Raw genomic sequence first — 18,005 nt, 5'->3', positions numbered from 1 at the left:
CCCCCCTCAAAACCATCAGCGCATTCATGGCCAAGGCTTCCATTTCATCTTCACCGGGATAAATGGTTATTTTCCCCAGAAAGTCGATGTATTGACGAATATAACCAACAACTACTTTATTGTGGGCCATGCCCCCTGTCAGGATAATGCCATCCACCTTGCCTTTCAACACAACGTGAGCACCACCAATGGCTTTTCCTACCTGATACGCCATGGCATGCAAAATGAGTTGGGCATGCTCATTGCCCTCATTGGCCCATTGGGCGGCTACATGCGCCTGATTGGTGCCTAAATGAGCCATCAAACCGCCTTTACCCGTGATCATGGCGCGTATCTCTTCCTGCGTATATTTTCCGCTAAAACATATATCGATTAATCTTCCGGCAGGAACCGTACCGGCCCGCTCAGGCGAAAAGGGGCCAAATCCGTCGAGCGCATTATTGACATCAACAATTCGTCCTTTAAGATGTGCCCCTACGGAAATACCTCCGCCTAAATGGGCCACTATCAGATTGATATCCTCATATCTTTTCTCTGCATGATGGGCAAATTTTCTTCCTACCGCTTTCTGGTTAAGGGCATGGAATTTCGACTGGCGGGGCATCAGGGGATGTCCGGTAATTCGGGCGACATCCTCAAGTTCATCCACGACCACAGGGTCGGCAATAAATGCCCTGCAGTCAGGAAGGCCACCCGCAATATCATCGGCAATTAATCCACCTAAATTGCTGGCATGTTGCCCCATCACCCCAACCCTCAAATCGTGCTTTAATGCTTCATTAACCTCATAAACACCCGACTCAATGGGATGAACCAGTCCACCTCGTCCAACCACCGCTGAAAGTTCTGAAACATCAATGTCGGATATTTCAAGTTCATTTAAGATGACTTGCTTTCGAAAAGCATATTGAGAAGCAATGTCAGAAAAGCCGGACATCTTCTCGGCAGAATGTCTCAGGGTTTTAAGCAGAATCGATTTTTCTTCCTCAAAAACAGCAATTTTTGTGGAGGTAGAACCCGGATTGATAACCAGAATTTTATGCATAATAAAAAGGATAATACAAGAAAAAAAAAAGCAGCACTAACCAAGTGCTGCTAAAAGAATGCTATCAAACTTACTTTCTTCAGAATCAGAACGGGAAGTGAGCACAATAGGTGCAGATGCACCCAGAACAAGGGAAGCGACTTTGGCTTTGGCAAACCATACCAGACTCTTATACAAAACATTGCCCACTTCGATATCGGGCATGAGCAAGATGTCGGTATCACCAGCGACTTCACTTATAATACCCTTGTGTTGAGCGCTCTCATAGCTAATGGCGTTATCAAAAGCCAAGGGTCCGTCAATCAAACAATTTTTTATTTGATCCCGCTGATTCATTTTACTTAAAAGCGCAGCATCCAGGGTGGCCTGCATGTTTTCATTCACCATTTCAATGGCGCCCAAAACAGCAATTTTTGGCCGGGCAATGCCCAATTTGTTCAAATACTGCACCGAATTGTTGACAATGGCAATTTTATCGGTCAGGTTGGGGGCTATATTCATGGCCACATCCGTAACCCCAATGAGTTTATGATAAGTCTCCACCTCAAAAAAGGAAAAATGCGACAAAAGCCGTCCTGTGCGTAATCCCCAATCACGGTTCAGAACCCCCTTCAACAAAACAGGGGTGGATACTTTTCCTTTCATAAGGATATCTGCCCGTCCCTCATGAACCATGCGAACTGCTATTTCAACACATTTTTCCGGATTGGGCTCATCAATAATACTTACCCCATAAAAATTATACCCTTGCTCTTTGGCTATCGCCATAGTCTGTTGTTCCGACCCTATTAAAATCGGGTCAATAACACCCTCCTTATAGGCCTTAAAAACAGCATCCAGTGAGAATACATCTTGCGACACAGCCAAGGCCAGGCGCTTTCTTGGTCTTTTAGGATCAATCAGCGCCTGTAGTTCTTTTAACCTTTTATACCCGGGGTGATCCGACTTGGTTGCCATGGTCATAACGATTGGTGTTCAATGATCCGTTATTTACGAACGAGGTCCTCAACAATTTCTTTGGTATCCTGTGCAATGACCAATTCCTCATTGGTAGGAACCACCATAATACGCACCTTTGACCCCTCCACACTAATGTCCATTTCCTTACTTCGAAGTCCGGCATTTTTGGCTTTATCCAATTCAATACCCATGAATTCCAGTCCTTCACATGCACCTTCACGCGTTAAATCACCGTTTTCTCCAATACCACCGGTAAAAATAACCGTATCGACACCCCCCATAGCTGCGACATAACCACCAATGTATTTTTTAATGCGGTAGCTATACATTTCCATACCCAACCTGGCATTGTCATCTCCATTGTTCATGGCGTCTTCAATTTCACGCATGTCCGAAGAAATCCCGGTAACTCCCAACATACCGCTGTGCTTGTTAAAAAGAATACTGGCCGATTGCGTACCAATCAATTCCTTTTCCATAATGTAGGTAACAGCACCAACATCCAAATCACCGGCCCGTGTCCCCATCATTAATCCTTCCAAAGGAGTAAATCCCATGGAGGTATCGACAGATTCTCCATTTTTAATGGCAGCAATAGATGCACCGTTACCCAGGTGACAGGAAATAATACGCTGCGTTTTATAATCGACCCCAAGAATTTCACAAGCCCGCTTACTGACGTACCGGTGACTGGTTCCATGAAAACCGTAGCGACGAACACCATACTTTTTATATAAAGAATTGGGTATGGCATACATATACGCATGCTTAGGCATGGTTTGGTGATAGGCAGTATCAAAAACACCCACCTGTGGAACATGAGGTAAAAGCGATGACATCGCTTTTATTCCTTTCAAATTGGGCGGATTATGTAATGGAGCCAGATCAATACAATCTTCCATTTTACTGATGACCTTATCGGTAATGAACACGCTTGAATTAAATGTTTCACCACCATGCACCACCCGGTGCCCCACTGCATCTATCTCTTCCATTTCTTTTATGCAACCATGACGATCACTGGTCATTATGCCAAGAATATAATCGATACCTGTTTCGTGGTCAAGAATTTCACCTTCCAGCAATACCTTTTCACCATTTTCCTTCTCGTGTTTCAGAAAAGATCCTTTGAGGCCGATTTTTTCAACCCCGCCTTTTGCCATTACATCCCAACCATCCACATCCATTTTGAAAAGCTGGTATTTAATGGATGAACTTCCGCAGTTCAGTACTAATATCTTCATTTGATTATTATTTGTCTTTCAGTTGTATTAATTGCACGCCTGTTTTTTCCATTCAGCTAATCTTACGGCCATCCGCATCGTATTTAAAGAATCCTTCACCGGTTGGTACTCCAAGACGTTTAGCTCTTACCATTCGCTTAATCAAAGGAGATGGCTTGTACTTAGCTTCACCAAATTCATCAAAAAGGTTGTCCATCCATTTGACGACCTTATTGAGACCAATTATATCCGCTGTATGAAAAGGCCCAAAACGCATTCCCAATCCAACCACCATGGTCTTATCAATATCTTCCATGGTGGCAATTCCTTCCATGAGGGCTTCACATGCCTCATTCAACAATGAGACGTACAAGCGAACACTTACTAGACCGGCGGATTCTTCTACGGGAATTACATCCCGGTTAATGAGCTTTACAAAGGTGCAAACCTTTGAATATACGTCCTCTGTGGTGTAGAGGCCCTTGACAACCTCTATAATTCTTGCTTCCGCAGAAGTGACAAAGAAGTGCAGGCTAACACAACGATCGCGGTAGACCAGTTCAGATGCCAACTCAGAAATAACAATGGTGGTGGCATTGGTGGCAATAATTGTATCACGATCAACCACCGCTTCAATACTCCGGAATACCTCTTTTCTGATGTCAATACTTCGTTCTCCGGTTTTTTCGTCGGAGCGAATGGCCTCTATTACAAAATCACAATCGGCCAGGTCCTTATAATCTAAAGACCCCTTAATGCGACCCAATATGGCTTTTTTCTCACTGAGGGTTAAGCCCCAGTTTTCGATGCGGTGATCCAGTTCTCGACCAATACCGTACATGGCGGTTTCAATTTTATCGAGGCTTAACTCAATAAACACCACCTCAATTCCATGCCAGGCAGCAATTCGGGCAATACTCTGCCCTTCTTTTCCACATCCGACGACACCTATTCGGGAAAAAAGTGTTTTGACACGCTTTTTCTTTTTAAGTGCGTATTTTTCAATAGGTTCAACAACAATTTCAGCCATTACTTTTTATATGATGTTATGATAATTACAGTTCTAAAACACTTTATTATTTCGATTTGCCGGCCGCCTGATTGGCAGTAATAGCCACTAAATTAACAATATCGCTCACCGAACAGCCTCTGGATAAATCATTTATTGGGGCAGCCATGCCTTGCAGAACCGGACCAATGGCTTCGGCATGCGCCAAACGCTGGACCAGCTTGTAGGCAATGTTTCCCGACTGCAAATCCGGAAAGACCAAAACATTGGCATTTCCCGCGATTTTACTGCCAGGCGCTTTCTTTTGTCCAATAGCAGCAATCAGTGCAGCATCCACCTGCAATTCCCCGTCAATTTGAATATCAGGTTGCAAACTCCTGGCTTTTTCGGTTGCTTCCACCACTTTGTCAACCATGGCATGTTTGGCACTTCCTTTTGTGGAAAAACTAAGCATGGCTATCCGTGGTTCAATACCGGCTATAGAACGGGCCGTCATTGAGGAGGCAATAGCAATATCAGCCAATTGGCCGGCATCCGGATCAGGGTGTACCGCACAATCAGCAAAAACAAGAATGCCGTCCTCACCAAACTCTTTATCTTTAAGCACCATAATAAAAGCACCGGAAACCACGCTGATACCAGGGATGGTTTTAACTATTTGAAAGGCCGGGCGTAAAACATCGCCGGTCGCGTTATCCGCTCCTGCCACCTCACCATCGGCATCGCCGTTTTTTATCATTAACACAGACAAATACAAAGGATCTTTAACCAATTCAGCAGCTTGTACCTTTGTTAATCCTTTGTTCTTGCGCAGTTCAACCAGCAAATTAATATAAGTGTCGATTTTATCATGGTTGAGCGGATCAACGATGGCGGCCTTATCAATGTGTCGCAATTTTAGCCGCACTGCTTCATCGTGAATGGCTATGGCATTACCAATGAGAATAATTTCTGCGAAACCCTCTTCCAGGATGACATCAGCAGCCTGCAGCGTTCGCTCTTCCAGACCTTCGGGTAAAACAATTCTTTGTTTGCTTTGATTGGCCTTTTCCTTCAATTTTTCAATAAACTCCATGATAAATATCTATCTATTATACAAATAATCTAAAAATCTCAATCCATGTTTAATACAATCGTTTGCACAAACACCTTTGATAACATATATATTTTAAATATACATAATAACTTTCAATAAAGGTAGTTCACAAAAGTCAAATTTAACCTGTTATTTGGCAGGTTATTATTTCTGGTTGATTATGATTTACCATTATGGATAAACCAAGTATATCAGATGTTAATACGCTTGCAAAATTAAACAAAATAGACAGCTTAATGCTAAAAAAACCGGAATAAACGCCCCAATTTATTTCTTTCATAAAATGGGGTAAACAGGATCACATAGATCAATTGAGACAAAGATACATATTTCTGATTTCCCAAAACTTATCGTTAAAAGCACCGGCATATAAAAAGATATGCCGGTGCTTGAAAACCGGCATATTACGTTAAAAACCGAAAAATAACAAAATAATCATAAAAATCCCTACCGGACTGGTGCGGTTCCGCGCTTGGTTGTAACAACCACCACGCCATTTTTTCCTTCCTCCCCATACTGGTCAATGGCTGATTGCCCCTTGAGCACCCTCAAAGATTTGATATTGTAAGAGGGTAAATGCACCCTTGATCTCACTTTTTTATTGTCGATTATATATAAGGGAGGCTTTTCATCCAGTCCCATTCGTTGCATGGTTGAAATAAAGTCCTTTTCTTCCTCACTTAAACTAAAGACAACCGGAACAGAACCTCTTGAATGCACGGCTTCTCCGTTTTTACGGGCAGGTTTCCATTCCGTCATTAAATCTACGACTCTTAATGCCTCCATGTCTAATAACGGATCTACCCATTTTCCACTTTGGCATCTATCAATTGCCCGTCCTTTGTAATTGTGTAAGAAACATTGACAACGCCCTCAATTCCTTTTCGCCAGGCTTCATCCGGATACACCATATGTTGTTCAACAAATTTCAGAAGCCGTGAAGGCTGCCCTTTAAATTTCGGGGCCCGATCGACCACCGTATATACCGAATCCGTTGTACCAGAAGCTTTGCTTGTAAAAGGAAGAATTATCAGAAGACCGAAGATAAAAAATCCAAGTCTACCTGCTTTAGACAAAATTGCTCTTTGCTTTTTCATGACGTTCCAGATTAAGTTTGTTTCGAGAGTTATGGGTGCTTTCAAAAACTAATTCAGCAATATTTATACCAATCTGGTTTACAAAACATGGTTATAATAAAAAAGAAGAGAAAACACCGTGATTAACCGTATTTTCTCTTCTAAATCCTTTTCAAAAGTTGTGCATTGGTCTCATCAGAAACTCTCTCTCCGGAATGGGAGCTGCTACTTCCTGTTTTTGTCTCTTAAGGCATCAATACGCGACATAACCTCCCGTAAATTAGAAAGGTTACCCTCCGTATCCATATGCTTCTTGTCCTTAGATTTACCTTTTGAATTACCCTTGATCTCAGTATCTTTTGCCTTAAAATCAAACCCCGGATAAATACGTGGTTCAGCAAATCCTTCTACCCCCTCGTAATCACAAAAGTCCAAATACCGCATCAGTTCTTCAAAAAAAACCGCTTTCTCATCTCTTACTCTAACTCTGTAATTCTTCATACCTCTCATAATAATTAATGATACCTATAACTACGTGGGCAATATTAACAAAACAATTCTTGAATTCAATGAATGACTTATGTCACATACCTTGCTTAATTTAAACGCTCACAGGTAATATCTAATGTTTATTTTAACAAAATCAACCTGTTAGATATAATAACTACCCTACCATTCAACTTCTCAATTTATACTCTGTTTAAATATTACATTTAAATATATAAACAATAAGTTTCACTTAGTCTGAAATAAATCAGTTTGAACCTATTTTTTGACATTCGCAGGGTTTCGGGGGATAAACAGGTCATATTTATGGATGTATTATAAGCAAAGACAATCAGAATATTACATAATCATCCTTCTTTTAAACACGTATTATGTTATCATTTTGGAAGGTAATCCAAGGGCTTAGGGCAAAAAATTGAACTGGTCCGCATCCATCCAAGCAGGAAAGGTGGTTCTGAACGCTTCGAGGTCATTAAGGTTGACCATACCTGTCACAACAACTTCTATATTATCAGCAGCTTCATTAAGAACCGCTCCTTGGTAGTCGATCAACATGGTTTGGCCGGAATAGTACTCCGAGGGGGACTTTCCTACCCGATTAACTCCCACCACGTAACATTGATTTTCAATGGCTCTGGCCTTCAAAAGTGTTTGCCACACCTCTCTTCTTTTATGTGGCCAGTTGGCCACATAAACAGCCATATCATATTCCTTGAGATTGCGCGACCAAACAGGAAATCTCAGGTCATAACACACAAACAACGCAACCCGCCATTTTCCAACCTGAATAATGACGCGATCCTCCCCTTTTTCATAAACATTTTGTTCCCCCGTCATCCGAAACAAGTGACGCTTATTATATGAGGTAAGGTGTCCGTTCGGCTCAACGGCTAAAAAACGGTTGTAATAGCGTCCTTCCTCATGATAGGCCATACTTCCGAGGATGGTAGCTTCATGCTTATGAGCCATCTCCTTCATCCAGTTAATGACTCTCCTATTGGTCTCATCAGAAGCAATCCGCTCAGGACGCATCGTAAAACCAGAATTAAACATTTCGGGGAGTATTATCAAGCCTGAATTAAAGTGATCATTTTCAAGCATTTCTGAAACCTTGTGAAAATTCACTTCCATGTCTTCCCAGGCAATATCAAACTGTACCAATGAAAGTTTTAATTCGTCAAGCATTGATTTTCTTCTTTAATTAATAGCGTATAATTAAGTCTGAAATATAGGATTCTATCGACTGGCGAACGATGGGCAGATCATTGGTCATTTGGTTGACCATTACTGAAAAGGCCAAAAAATCACCCTTTTGGGTGTATATGTAACCACAATACCCCAGTGTACCTTCCATATAACCACTCTTGGCCATAACTTTCCCCTGCAGTGCCGGCGCTTTCCACATATGGACAAGTGTTCCTGATTGTCCACCGACAGCCAGAGATGACCTGAACAAATCAAAGTTAGACGATTGATACATAAATTTCAACACGCCTACCATAAAATCAGCAGAAACAAGATTTTTAGGGGATAAACCTGAGCCGTCGAGTATTCGAACAGGCGTCAAAGAAAGGCGCTCCTCCCAAAACTTTTCAAAATGGTGGCGGGACACATCCCAGTAATAGGCAGTATTTTCTGTCCGGCCTGCAGCCAAAAACAGATGATCGGCCAGCAAATTGTGACTTTTCTGATTAACTACCTGAATAATTTCTCTGACAGGTGGCGATTCTATTTCCGTTAGTTTTATCAGACGGTCATAATTGAATGGACGACTGGAAATCTTCACATCTATTTTTCCTCCGGGAGACAACAGGGCGGCTACTTCTTCTCCCAGGCGAATTCCAGGAAAGGGCAATGCACCTTTTATTCGAAAGGATGACTGACTGGCAGGAATACTTCCCCGAACTTCCCATTCAGTACTTCCGGGATATCCAAAAATATAGGCACTGTCCTTTCGACTGGCAGCTGCTTTTACTGAACTCTGGAAGCGAATATCGGAAAAAACCGGATCCGTTCGGACAACTTCACAGACAGACCCTATTTGATCAGGTGATTTCAAGAACAACTCAAAAGTATTGTCACGCCAGGTAACAGCGGCCGGCGGAGCGCCATAGTAATTCGCCATATCCTCCATAATCGCCCGGCAGGATAGTGATGGTCGGGGAAAAGAGATGAATCGATCCAAATGGAACCTTCCATATGGATGATACCGGCGCCATGTAGCTTTTGCTGAAGGTGAGCGATGACTTGTTTGGCGGAGCCTGAAGAAAAATGAGCGGAGCCTAAGGTGCCATCTCCGCCTCCCTTAATTAGCAAATCACCTTTTAAGGTGCCATTTTCAATGACGCCATCTATATAAAAACCTGTAGTGAAGGTATAATCGCCACCTAAAACCTCCAGTGCCAAAGCCGTGCTGGCCACTTTCAAAGTACTGGCCGGAGTCATTAACAGATCGGCATTTTTTCTGTCAATGATTTCTCCTGAGATTAGGGATTCAACCTGCACTGAATAACGGCTACCATCCCCTCCGTTAATGGTTTGAGCCAACAGGGAAGCATTAAAATACAGAACAAAAATAAGGAGCTGGGTTATAATACCACTATAACCCGGCACCGACCTGCTCTTCCAACTTTTGTGTTTCTCTGATTCGTTCATTGAGTTCTTCCGTGTACAATGTTGTCCGGACTTTATCCGGAGTTGAAACCCTGACAGGACTCATCTCTTCAAAAAGTTTTTTGCTGATCTCAGCCCAGGCCACAGCCTCTTTAAAATCACCTCTGACCTCAAAGGACAAAGCAATGTTAAAAGCAGCCATGGCCTTTTGTTTCTTATTACCCTCATCAAAGACATAATACCACACCCGGGCGGCATGGTCCCAATTATTGGCTCTTAAAAGGTCTTTGGCCCGCGAAAACAGGTGATGTCCGGTAGAATAATAAAATCTATTCTGAGATTCCCAGTAAGGGGCGATTCTGTCGGGATAATATTTTCCCATAAAATCAGCCAAAGACTCCATGGCATATCTGATACCCGGAATAGAGGAATAGTCCCCTGAATACATCGCATCACTGTTATCCCAAAATATAGAATCCTGCTGTATATAAGCATCCATTGTTTGGCCCTGGGCATCGTATATCTTCCATAGGAGTCTGCTGTTAGCGTCCAGGCTGGCATAATAAAAACCTTCCAGGGTTTCCACTTTAAAGCGACTGCGGTATTCGACAGATTCAAGGGCTATAACAGCCTGAACATTATAGTCCTCCAGAATTCTTCCTACCTGGTAGGGCGACAAGGGCAAATTCGGCCTCCCGGCCGGAGGCCTGTTGAGTGATACAGGATGCAGAAAAACGGAATCAAAGAAGGCCCGATTATCCAATTCAACGGCCATCGACTCTGCAACTCTCAACCCAAAATCATCTATCCAAATGGTATCTACAACGGTGGTTTTTTGTGGCGACAGACTGAGTACATGGGTACTGTCTCCCCTATATGGAAAGGAAAAATCAACCACCACTACAGACAAAACATCCGGAGGAACGGAATAATCGGCCGGGCGCATCACCTCAATCGGAATGGTGGAAACGGATGCACACGATACGAAAAACATAGTTGACAGGGTAAATAAAAACCCGAATTTCATTTTTTTTACTATTCTCATTAATCTATGGCTTTGAAAATTCCTTCCCTTACAAGGCACCCTCTAAAATCGACCTAACATCATCAATCTTAAGCTTTTTAATGTTGCCCAAATCACCGTAAACACATGCTTTTTTAGCCATTACAGCAATATGCGTGCCATCTATGTTCAAATCACTTAGTCGGGAAGGCATGCCCAAACGACTAAAAAAGTCGCGTACGGCTTCAATACCCTGCCGGGCAGCCGTCAGGTCATCCTTCTCACTTACCCCCCACACATTTCTCGCCATTTGCGCAAAACGCCAGGCATTGTCCGCGTCCAGCACATACTCCATCCATACCGGGAATATAATGGCCAATCCGGCACCGTGCGTCACGTCGTAGATGGCACTGATCTCATGTTCAATCATGTGCGTGGCCCAATCACCCGGCAATTTACCAAAACTGAGCATGCCATTCAGGGCCAAAGTGCCCGCCCACATCAGATTGGCTCTGGCCTCGTAGTTTTCCGGCTCATCAATGGCCACCAAGCCATACTGCAGGCAGGTTTTCATCAATGCTTCAGCCATAGCATCAGGCACAAATACGCCTTTATCGGTTGTATAATATAGTTCAAAAATATGACTCATTATGTCCGTTACACCAGCACCCGTTTGCCATTTATTGACCGAAAATGTATAGGTCGGATCCAGGACAGAGAACTTAGGCCGCAAGGAAGGGTGTCCCATCGGCCTTTTATCCAGCGTCTCATCGTTACTGATCACTGCACCGCCATTCATTTCTGATCCGGTGGCCGCCAAAGTCAATATCGTACCAATGGGTAACGGATTTTCAACCTGGGCCTTACCAATCATAAAATCCCAGGCATCTCCTTTATAATTCACGCCCGCAGCAATGGCTTTACAGGCATCTATAACGCTGCCCCCACCAACGGCCAAAATCAAGTCGATCTTATGCGCCCGGCACAACCTCACACCTTCTCTGACAGAACTAATGCGTGGGTTGGGCTGAATGCCGCTCAATTCGACAACAAAAATATCGTTCTTTTTAAACAAGGTCACTAAAGTATCATAGAGCCCGTTCTTCTTAATGGATCCTCCGCCATAAGCCAGCAAAAGGCGGCTGCCGAACGTCTTTATTTCAGGCATCATCTCCTCTACCTTGTTCTTTCCAAACAAAATTTTTGTAGGGATATCGTAATTAAAATTTCTCATATTTCGCAGCTTTTGTGACCAATTCAATTTTCGTTTTGATAATTAATAAAAGTACAAAAGATTTTGAAATGAAACCACCGCATAAGGGTATTTAAGTTTTTATTAAGTCCACTAAACAGCTATTTAATGACAACCATCCGATTCAGTAATTACCCAAAAAACGGGGACTGAATTTTCATTCAATCCCCGTTTTTTTAGTTTCAAATCTTTTTAACAGAGGGCTAAACCATCCGGTAAAAAGCGGTATTACATATTCATTCCACCACAAACATGAATGACCTGTCCCGATACATAGGACGACAAATCAGAACCCAAATATACGCAGGTATTGGCTACATCTTCAGGTGTTCCGCCACGGCGTAATGGGATTTGTCCTTCCCAGGCCTTCTTTACATCATCGGGTAAGGCACCAGTCATCTCAGTAATAATAAAACCAGGTGCAATGGCGTTGCTACGAATACCACGCGATCCCAGTTCTTTGGCAATGGATTTGGTGAAACCGATCATGCCTGCCTTAGAAGCAGAGTAGTTCGACTGACCAGCGTTACCACTAACGCCAACCACAGAACTCATATTGATAATGGAACCGGACCGCTGTTTCAACATAGTACTCTGAACCGCTTTGGTAAAGTTGAAACAAGATTTAAGGTTCACATTGATGACAGCATCCCACTGATCTTCCGTCATGCGCATCAAAAGCGTATCTTTAGTAATTCCGGCATTGTTAACCAGGATATCCACACGGCCAAACTCCTTAACAATTTCTTCAACCACTTTCTGGGTTTCTTCAAAATTAGCTGCATTTGAAGCGAAGCCTTTTACTTTAACCCCAAGCGCTGCAATTTCTTTTTCCGTTTCCTGAGCTGCCTCATTAATGGCCAGGTCGGTGAAAGCCACATTACATCCTTCAGCAGCAAAACGCAAGGCTATGGCTTTACCAATACCCCGGGCAGCGCCAGTAATAATTGCTGTTTTTCCTTCTAATAATTTCATCTCTATACAATTAAGTTGTGTTAATTGAAATTACAAACGTCACATAAGTAGTTATACGGACCAACTGCCCGCTTACTCATGCAACATTCATCGTGTATTTATACCTCAAACAGGACAAAAAACAGAGCAAAGTTAGAATTTTTTGTCATTTCAGCAATCTAAGATTTAGGCTCTTCCATTTTCAGGCGATTCTGAGGCAGATAATCGGGATAATTGATTCGGATAAATTCAATCAAATCTTCGCGGAGCTTAACCCTTAAATCCCATGCCGTACCCGAATCTTTGGCACTGGCCAGGGCCCTTAATTCCATCGACTTCTCCGTACAATCAGTCACCTGCAGCACATTCACTTTCCCATCCCAATAGGGGTTCTCCGACAATGATTGCGTCATAAACTCCCTCAAACGTTCCACTGGAAAACCATAATCCACATAAATAAAAACAGTTCCCAGAATTTCAGATGTCTGGCGTGTCCAGTTCTGAAAAGGCGTATCAATAAAATAGGTCACAGGTAACACGAGCCGCCGCTTATCCCATATGGCCACCACCACAAAAGTCAGCGTAATCTCCTCTACCTTACCCCATTCTCCTTCCACAATCACCACATCATCCAGCCTTATCGGCTGTGTAATGGCCAACTGAAAACCTGCCAGAAGCATGGAAATGCTTTTTTGGGCAGCAAAACCAATGATAATACCTGCGATACCGGCCGAAGCCAGCAAGCTCACCCCCACCTGACGTATGGCCTCAAAGCTAAGCAAAGCCATGGCAATGGTAAAAAAAACAATCAAGACCACAGCAATCCGCTCAAACACCTTTATTTGGGTATGAATTTTTCGTGCTTTTAAATTATCCTCAATACCCACATCGTAATTGGCAATGATCACGGCCTTTACCGCCTTAACAACAGAGATGGCTAACCAGGTAATTACCGTTAAAAACAAGATATAGAAGAGCTGCCCAAAGTTACTACCTTCAATAAGAATGGAACTCTGCAGATGCACCCGCACAAAGTTGAGCGCTACTAACAGCACCAATACTTTAAAAGGATATTGAATAATGGAGGCAATTCGCTTAAATGCGGGATTTTTGTATTTTTTCAATATCTTTTTTAGGATTCGAAACAGCCAAATAGAGGCTACAAAACCGCCAATAAGAATCAGAATCGATATCAGAATGACCTTCAATATGTCATTGTCAATTTCAGGTAGCGTCATAATCAATTAAAATAAATGTTTTTCCAATTCTGAAAATACAGCACCAGCCGTACCTTGCAAATGAATGTGCGTTACCTCTCTGGTAAACAGGGAATCCTCGGGATTTATTTCGATAATCACGGCACCGTTTCGTCTCGCCTCCCGCGGAATCATTGCAGCAGGCATCACTTCGCCGGTGCTGCCGATAATAAGACAGACATCCGCTTTCCGGGCAGCTTCCAGACTATTCTGATAAGCCGTTTCAGGTATTCTTTCCCCAAAAAATATAAAATCAGGCTTAACCAGCCCTTCACATCTGGAACATTTTAAGGGCAGGGTCAGATCAACTTCATCGGCCGTTTGCGAATTACCACATGCCAAACAAACAAGATGATGTGAGTTCCCGTGAAACTCATAAACCTCCTTAGAACCAGCTTCCTGGTGCAGGTTATCAATATTCTGAGTCACGATGCATTTTACAATCCCCTCCTCCTCCAGGCGTGCCAATATTTCATGTGCCTTATTGGGCCTGGCTTTTCCAAAAAAATCATAAAAAATTTCTTTTATAACCGGCCATGAAGCTTCGGGGTAGTTTTCAAAATACGTCAAATCCAAAATAACGGGATCGTATTTGGTCCAGATACTGTTCTCACCCCTAAATGGCGGAATGCCACTCTCTACCGAAACACCTGCTCCGGTAAACGCCATACAATATTTAGAATCTCTGATGATTTCCGCTACATCACGTAAAGTTTGTTCATCCATACACGCTGTTATTCCATTTTTTAAAAGTCCCGTTGCTGATCCAAACAGAATCAAACTCTTTAAATATAAGCATTTTGAAGGAGATTCAAAGACTGGCGATCGATATTTAAGATAATTTACCCATCAAAAAAGCCGCCATTTGAGATATCTGCAAATGGCGGCCACGCTATCTTATTTTCTTTTCCTTACACTGCTTTTTTTTGCTTCAAAGCATTTTGCATGGTTTCTCCAATGGCGGCAGGCGAATCAACCACGTGGATTCCACACTGTTTCATCACCTTCATTTTGGCAGCTGCCGTATCATCCTTTCCTCCTACAATGGCACCGGCATGTCCCATACGACGTCCGGCAGGCGCTGTTTGTCCCGCAATAAAGCCCACAACCGGTTTGGTGCCATGCTCCTTAATCCAGCGAGCAGCATCGGTCTCCATACTGCCACCAATCTCTCCAATCATAACAATGCCTTCCGTATCCGGATCATCCATCAATAACTTAACCGCATCGAGCGTGGAAGTCCCAATGACAGGATCACCGCCAATACCAATACACGTACTCTGACCCAGCCCCAGCTTGGTCAGCTGATCCACCGCTTCGTAGGTCAGGGTACCCGATCGACTTATGACACCAATGCTCCCTTGTTGGTGAATAAAGCCCGGCATAATGCCCACCTTGGCTTTTCCGGGTGAAATAACTCCCGGACAATTGGGACCAATCAATGTCACATTTTTCATATCGGTAAACGACCTTACTTTAACCATATCTGCTACAGGAATACCTTCCGTAATGGCTACAATAACGGAAATGCCAGCTTCTGCTGCCTCCATTATGGCATCGGCCGCAAAGGCCGGAGGCACAAAAATGACCGATGTATCTGCACCAGTTGCTTCAACCGCCGTCATTACGGTATCAAAAACAGGTAAGCCCAAATGCACCGACCCGCCTTTTCCGGGCGTTACACCCCCTACGACATCTGTACCATATTCCAACATTTGTCCGGCATGAAAGGTCCCTTCACTACCGGTAAAACCCTGAACTATTACTTTCGAATGCTGATCAATTAATACGCTCATATATAAAGAATATTTAGATGGTATGTTTTACATTAAAAATAGTCTTTCTTATAACAGGATGCAAGGGCAAAGGTTCATTTTATTACCACTACTATTGCTGCTTATAGCAGGCTGTGGCTTTAATCAGCTCGCAAAAATGAGTAACTTTGTATTCGAAAATATTTGAAACATGACAACCGACGATACGATTTGTGCCATATCCACCGCCCCGGGCATGGGTGCCATTGCCGTGATACGCTTAGCAGGTGAGCAAGCCTTTTCCATTTGTGAAAAAGTTTTTATTCCCGCAAAAAGTGGGAAAGTTCTTTCGCAGCAGCCTGCCAATTCCATTCACTTTGGAAAAATAACTGACGGAGAAAAGGATCTGGATGAAGTCCTTGTCTCAGTATTCAAAGCCCCTCATTCATTCACCGGCGACCATATCGTAGAAATTGCCTGTCACGGCGCTCCCTACATACAGCAACAACTATTACAACTACTGGTTAAAAACGGAGCCCGGCTGGCCCTGCCCGGCGAGTTTACCCAACGTGCCTTCCTCAACGGAAAAATGGACCTGAGTCAGGCCGAAGCAGTGGCCGACCTGATCGCCTCCAGCAATGAGGCAGTCCGCCGGGTTGCCCTGCAACAAATGCGCGGTGGTTTCTCCTCCGAGCTGATCAAACTTCGTGAGCGTCTGTTGTGGTTCATATCCCTCATTGAGCTGGAACTCGACTTCAGCGAAGAAGATGTCGAATTCGCCAACCGGGAGGAGTTAATTGCTCTGGTGAATGAAATTGAAGCACACATCGCCCGACTGGTGACCTCCTTTTCATTGGGTAATGTTATCAAAAATGGCATCCCCGTAGCCATTGTTGGGCATACCAATGCCGGCAAAAGCACCTTGCTCAACGCGCTTCTCAACGAGGAGCGCGCCATCGTCTCCGACATCCATGGTACCACCCGCGATGCCATTGAAGACAGCATCAATATCGGTGGTATCGCTTTTCGTTTCATCGATACTGCGGGTATCCGGACCACCGCCGACAAAATCGAAAGTCTGGGCATTCAACTAACCTACAGCAAAGTCAAACAAGCCTCCATCGTTTTGCTATTGGTCGATGTCACCGACCCGGAAGACAAAATTCACGAAGCGGTATCAGACATAATGGAAAAAATAGATCGAGAGCGGCAACAATTAATCGTCATCGTCAACAAAATTGATTTATCCGACCCCTCCACCATTCAGGAAAAATTTTCACAGAAAGCCTTTTCAGAACTAAGCGGTCACCACAGCGTGGTTCCCATCGCCGCCAAATTCCGGACCAACCTGGACCAACTCACCACCGAGCTGCTCCGCACCATCGACCTGCAAGCCGTCAACAACGATGAAGTGATCGTCACCAACGCCCGCCACCACGAAGCCCTCACTCAGGCCCTTCAAAGCTCCTTAGGGTAAAAGATGGCCTGCATAGCAACATCTCCGGCGACTTTCTGGCTCAGGACATCCGCGAAGTCCTCCACTACCTCGGCAGCATCACCGGCCAAATCAATACCGACGAAATTCTAGGCAATATATTCAAGCATTTCTGTATCGGAAAATAGGTTTGGTGTTTTATGTTTTCACTTTATTTCTTTTCTTACACTATACCAACTACTTAAAAGACTTATTCCTGTTATTTGACATTTCATAATTTCATGTTTTTTAATTATTATTGTTGCCAATCTGTTGCCCAGAATGAAGATTTGTTGCCCTGGCACCAAATATTTTAGAAGTGGCGAAAAATTGCACCATATAGCACTATTTAGCACCATAATGCTACTTAGTACACAAAATTGGAAAATATGAGTAGTAATATTAGTTTACCAAAATTCTGCGAATACTGCGGTGCTTCTTTTATAGCAAAGCAAGTGCGAACTCAATATTGCAGTCATGCATGCGCGAGTAGAGCATATAAACAACGCAAACGAGAAAGCATGGTATTAAATGCTCTCACGAATGAAATTAACAAACAAAAAGGGAGTAGCTCAAAAGCTAAATCTTCAACACTCCCCTTGCAAATAGGAAACCATGTTAATCTCAGAGACAAAGACTTCCTTAGTGTAATTGAAGCATCCATATTATTAGGTGTTAGCAGATGGACAATACAACGCCTTATTAAACAGGAAAAGATATTTGCTTCTAAAATTGGCAGACGAACTATTATTACCTAAATTCAAGTAGTAAATGCAACTTTTA

The 18,005-nt window shown here is 43.3% G+C and carries 16 protein-coding genes and 2 pseudogenes; 2 read left to right on the top strand and 16 right to left on the bottom strand.

Annotated elements, in window-relative coordinates; translation table 11 throughout:
• The 16 genes and pseudogenes from buk to sucD form a co-directional block, all read right to left on the bottom strand.
• Positions 1 to 1,045, bottom strand: a 1,045-nt coding sequence (gene buk, locus JCM15548_RS10915; RefSeq protein WP_062125230.1) for a butyrate kinase, incomplete at its 3' end; no start/stop codon positions are given.
• Positions 1,046 to 1,081: 36 nt separating this feature from the next.
• The gene (locus JCM15548_RS10910; RefSeq protein WP_227625714.1) at positions 1,082 to 2,008 is read right to left on the bottom strand and encodes a bifunctional enoyl-CoA hydratase/phosphate acetyltransferase; all 927 of its coding nucleotides are present in this window, start codon (positions 2,006 to 2,008) and stop codon (positions 1,082 to 1,084) included.
• A 23-nt stretch (positions 2,009 to 2,031) separates the two neighbouring features.
• On the bottom strand, positions 2,032 to 3,249 hold the full coding sequence (locus tag JCM15548_RS10905) for an acetate/propionate family kinase (protein WP_062125228.1): 1,218 nt from the start codon (positions 3,247 to 3,249) through the stop codon (positions 2,032 to 2,034).
• A 52-nt stretch (positions 3,250 to 3,301) separates the two neighbouring features.
• Positions 3,302 to 4,258: a 3-hydroxyacyl-CoA dehydrogenase family protein gene (locus tag JCM15548_RS10900; RefSeq protein WP_062125226.1), complete on the bottom strand. Its 957-nt coding sequence runs from the start codon at positions 4,256 to 4,258 to the stop codon at positions 3,302 to 3,304.
• 46 nt (positions 4,259 to 4,304) lie between these two features.
• Positions 4,305 to 5,312 carry a phosphate acetyltransferase gene (pta, locus tag JCM15548_RS10895; RefSeq protein ID WP_062125224.1) on the bottom strand — a complete coding sequence of 336 codons (1,008 nt, stop codon included), beginning with the start codon at positions 5,310 to 5,312 and terminating at the stop codon, positions 4,305 to 4,307.
• Between the two features lie 468 nt (positions 5,313 to 5,780).
• Positions 5,781 to 6,119, bottom strand: coding sequence for a hypothetical protein (locus tag JCM15548_RS10890; protein WP_157482667.1), 339 nt, complete (start codon positions 6,117 to 6,119; stop codon positions 5,781 to 5,783).
• Between the two features lie 14 nt (positions 6,120 to 6,133).
• A complete protein-coding gene (locus JCM15548_RS10885; protein ID WP_062125220.1) occupies positions 6,134 to 6,430 on the bottom strand; it encodes a TonB family protein in 297 nt (98 codons plus the stop codon).
• 204 nt (positions 6,431 to 6,634) lie between these two features.
• Positions 6,635 to 6,910 (bottom strand): hypothetical protein, encoded by a 276-nt coding sequence (locus JCM15548_RS10880; protein WP_062125234.1) that lies wholly within the window; start codon positions 6,908 to 6,910, stop codon positions 6,635 to 6,637.
• 408 nt (positions 6,911 to 7,318) lie between these two features.
• The gene (locus JCM15548_RS10875) at positions 7,319 to 8,101 is read right to left on the bottom strand and encodes an amidohydrolase (protein ID WP_062125218.1); all 783 of its coding nucleotides are present in this window, start codon (positions 8,099 to 8,101) and stop codon (positions 7,319 to 7,321) included.
• Positions 8,102 to 8,117: 16 nt separating this feature from the next.
• A pseudogene (gene dacB / locus JCM15548_RS23855) lies at positions 8,118 to 9,571 on the bottom strand (D-alanyl-D-alanine carboxypeptidase/D-alanyl-D-alanine endopeptidase).
• Positions 9,516 to 10,574 carry a DUF6340 family protein gene (locus tag JCM15548_RS10860; protein ID WP_157482665.1) on the bottom strand — a complete coding sequence of 353 codons (1,059 nt, stop codon included), beginning with the start codon at positions 10,572 to 10,574 and terminating at the stop codon, positions 9,516 to 9,518. The pseudogene dacB and the gene JCM15548_RS10860 overlap by 56 nt, the downstream one beginning before the upstream one ends.
• A gap of 28 nt (positions 10,575 to 10,602) precedes the next feature.
• Positions 10,603 to 11,766: an iron-containing alcohol dehydrogenase gene (locus JCM15548_RS10855; protein WP_062125210.1), complete on the bottom strand. Its 1,164-nt coding sequence runs from the start codon at positions 11,764 to 11,766 to the stop codon at positions 10,603 to 10,605.
• Between the two features lie 246 nt (positions 11,767 to 12,012).
• Positions 12,013 to 12,759: a 3-oxoacyl-[acyl-carrier-protein] reductase gene (gene fabG, locus JCM15548_RS10850; protein ID WP_062125208.1), complete on the bottom strand. Its 747-nt coding sequence runs from the start codon at positions 12,757 to 12,759 to the stop codon at positions 12,013 to 12,015.
• Between the two features lie 158 nt (positions 12,760 to 12,917).
• On the bottom strand, positions 12,918 to 13,976 hold the full coding sequence (locus JCM15548_RS10845) for a mechanosensitive ion channel family protein (RefSeq protein WP_062125206.1): 1,059 nt from the start codon (positions 13,974 to 13,976) through the stop codon (positions 12,918 to 12,920).
• A 6-nt stretch (positions 13,977 to 13,982) separates the two neighbouring features.
• On the bottom strand, positions 13,983 to 14,720 hold the full coding sequence (locus tag JCM15548_RS10840) for an SIR2 family NAD-dependent protein deacylase (RefSeq protein WP_062125204.1): 738 nt from the start codon (positions 14,718 to 14,720) through the stop codon (positions 13,983 to 13,985).
• Positions 14,721 to 14,905: 185 nt separating this feature from the next.
• Positions 14,906 to 15,790, bottom strand: coding sequence for a succinate--CoA ligase subunit alpha (sucD, locus tag JCM15548_RS10835; protein WP_062125202.1), 885 nt, complete (start codon positions 15,788 to 15,790; stop codon positions 14,906 to 14,908).
• 169 nt (positions 15,791 to 15,959) lie between these two features.
• Between sucD and mnmE the strand changes: the two are divergent.
• Together mnmE and JCM15548_RS10825 are read left to right on the top strand one after the other, a co-directional pair.
• A pseudogene (gene mnmE / locus JCM15548_RS10830) lies at positions 15,960 to 17,371 on the top strand (tRNA uridine-5-carboxymethylaminomethyl(34) synthesis GTPase MnmE).
• 240 nt (positions 17,372 to 17,611) lie between these two features.
• Complete coding sequence (locus JCM15548_RS10825) at positions 17,612 to 17,980, top strand: helix-turn-helix domain-containing protein (RefSeq protein WP_062125200.1); 369 nt, start codon at positions 17,612 to 17,614, stop codon at positions 17,978 to 17,980.
• Positions 17,981 to 18,005: the final 25 nt, after the last annotated feature.

Source organism: Geofilum rubicundum JCM 15548 (genome assembly GCF_000974365.1).
GTDB classification, from domain to species: domain Bacteria; phylum Bacteroidota; class Bacteroidia; order Bacteroidales; family Marinilabiliaceae; genus Geofilum; species Geofilum rubicundum.
This window is presented reverse-complemented; position numbering and strand designations above follow the sequence as displayed.

Coding starts and splice junctions, on each gene's coding strand:
- pta (WP_062125224.1), bottom strand. CDS start 5,312: ATGGAGTTTATTGAAAAATTGAAGGAAAAGGCCAATCAAAGCAAACAA.
- JCM15548_RS10855 (WP_062125210.1), bottom strand. CDS start 11,766: ATGAGAAATTTTAATTACGATATCCCTACAAAAATTTTGTTTGGAAAG.
- JCM15548_RS10890 (WP_157482667.1), bottom strand. CDS start 6,119: ATGGAGGCATTAAGAGTCGTAGATTTAATGACGGAATGGAAACCTGCC.
- JCM15548_RS10875 (WP_062125218.1), bottom strand. CDS start 8,101: ATGCTTGACGAATTAAAACTTTCATTGGTACAGTTTGATATTGCCTGG.
- JCM15548_RS10860 (WP_157482665.1), bottom strand. CDS start 10,574: ATGAGAATAGTAAAAAAAATGAAATTCGGGTTTTTATTTACCCTGTCA.
- JCM15548_RS10905 (WP_062125228.1), bottom strand. CDS start 3,249: ATGAAGATATTAGTACTGAACTGCGGAAGTTCATCCATTAAATACCAG.
- JCM15548_RS10825 (WP_062125200.1), top strand. CDS start 17,612: ATGAGTAGTAATATTAGTTTACCAAAATTCTGCGAATACTGCGGTGCT.
- JCM15548_RS10880 (WP_062125234.1), bottom strand. CDS start 6,910: ATGAAGAATTACAGAGTTAGAGTAAGAGATGAGAAAGCGGTTTTTTTT.
- sucD (WP_062125202.1), bottom strand. CDS start 15,790: ATGAGCGTATTAATTGATCAGCATTCGAAAGTAATAGTTCAGGGTTTT.
- JCM15548_RS10840 (WP_062125204.1), bottom strand. CDS start 14,720: ATGGATGAACAAACTTTACGTGATGTAGCGGAAATCATCAGAGATTCT.
- JCM15548_RS10910 (WP_227625714.1), bottom strand. CDS start 2,008: ATGACCATGGCAACCAAGTCGGATCACCCCGGGTATAAAAGGTTAAAA.
- JCM15548_RS10845 (WP_062125206.1), bottom strand. CDS start 13,976: ATGACGCTACCTGAAATTGACAATGACATATTGAAGGTCATTCTGATA.
- JCM15548_RS10900 (WP_062125226.1), bottom strand. CDS start 4,258: ATGGCTGAAATTGTTGTTGAACCTATTGAAAAATACGCACTTAAAAAG.
- fabG (WP_062125208.1), bottom strand. CDS start 12,759: ATGAAATTATTAGAAGGAAAAACAGCAATTATTACTGGCGCTGCCCGG.
- JCM15548_RS10885 (WP_062125220.1), bottom strand. CDS start 6,430: ATGAAAAAGCAAAGAGCAATTTTGTCTAAAGCAGGTAGACTTGGATTT.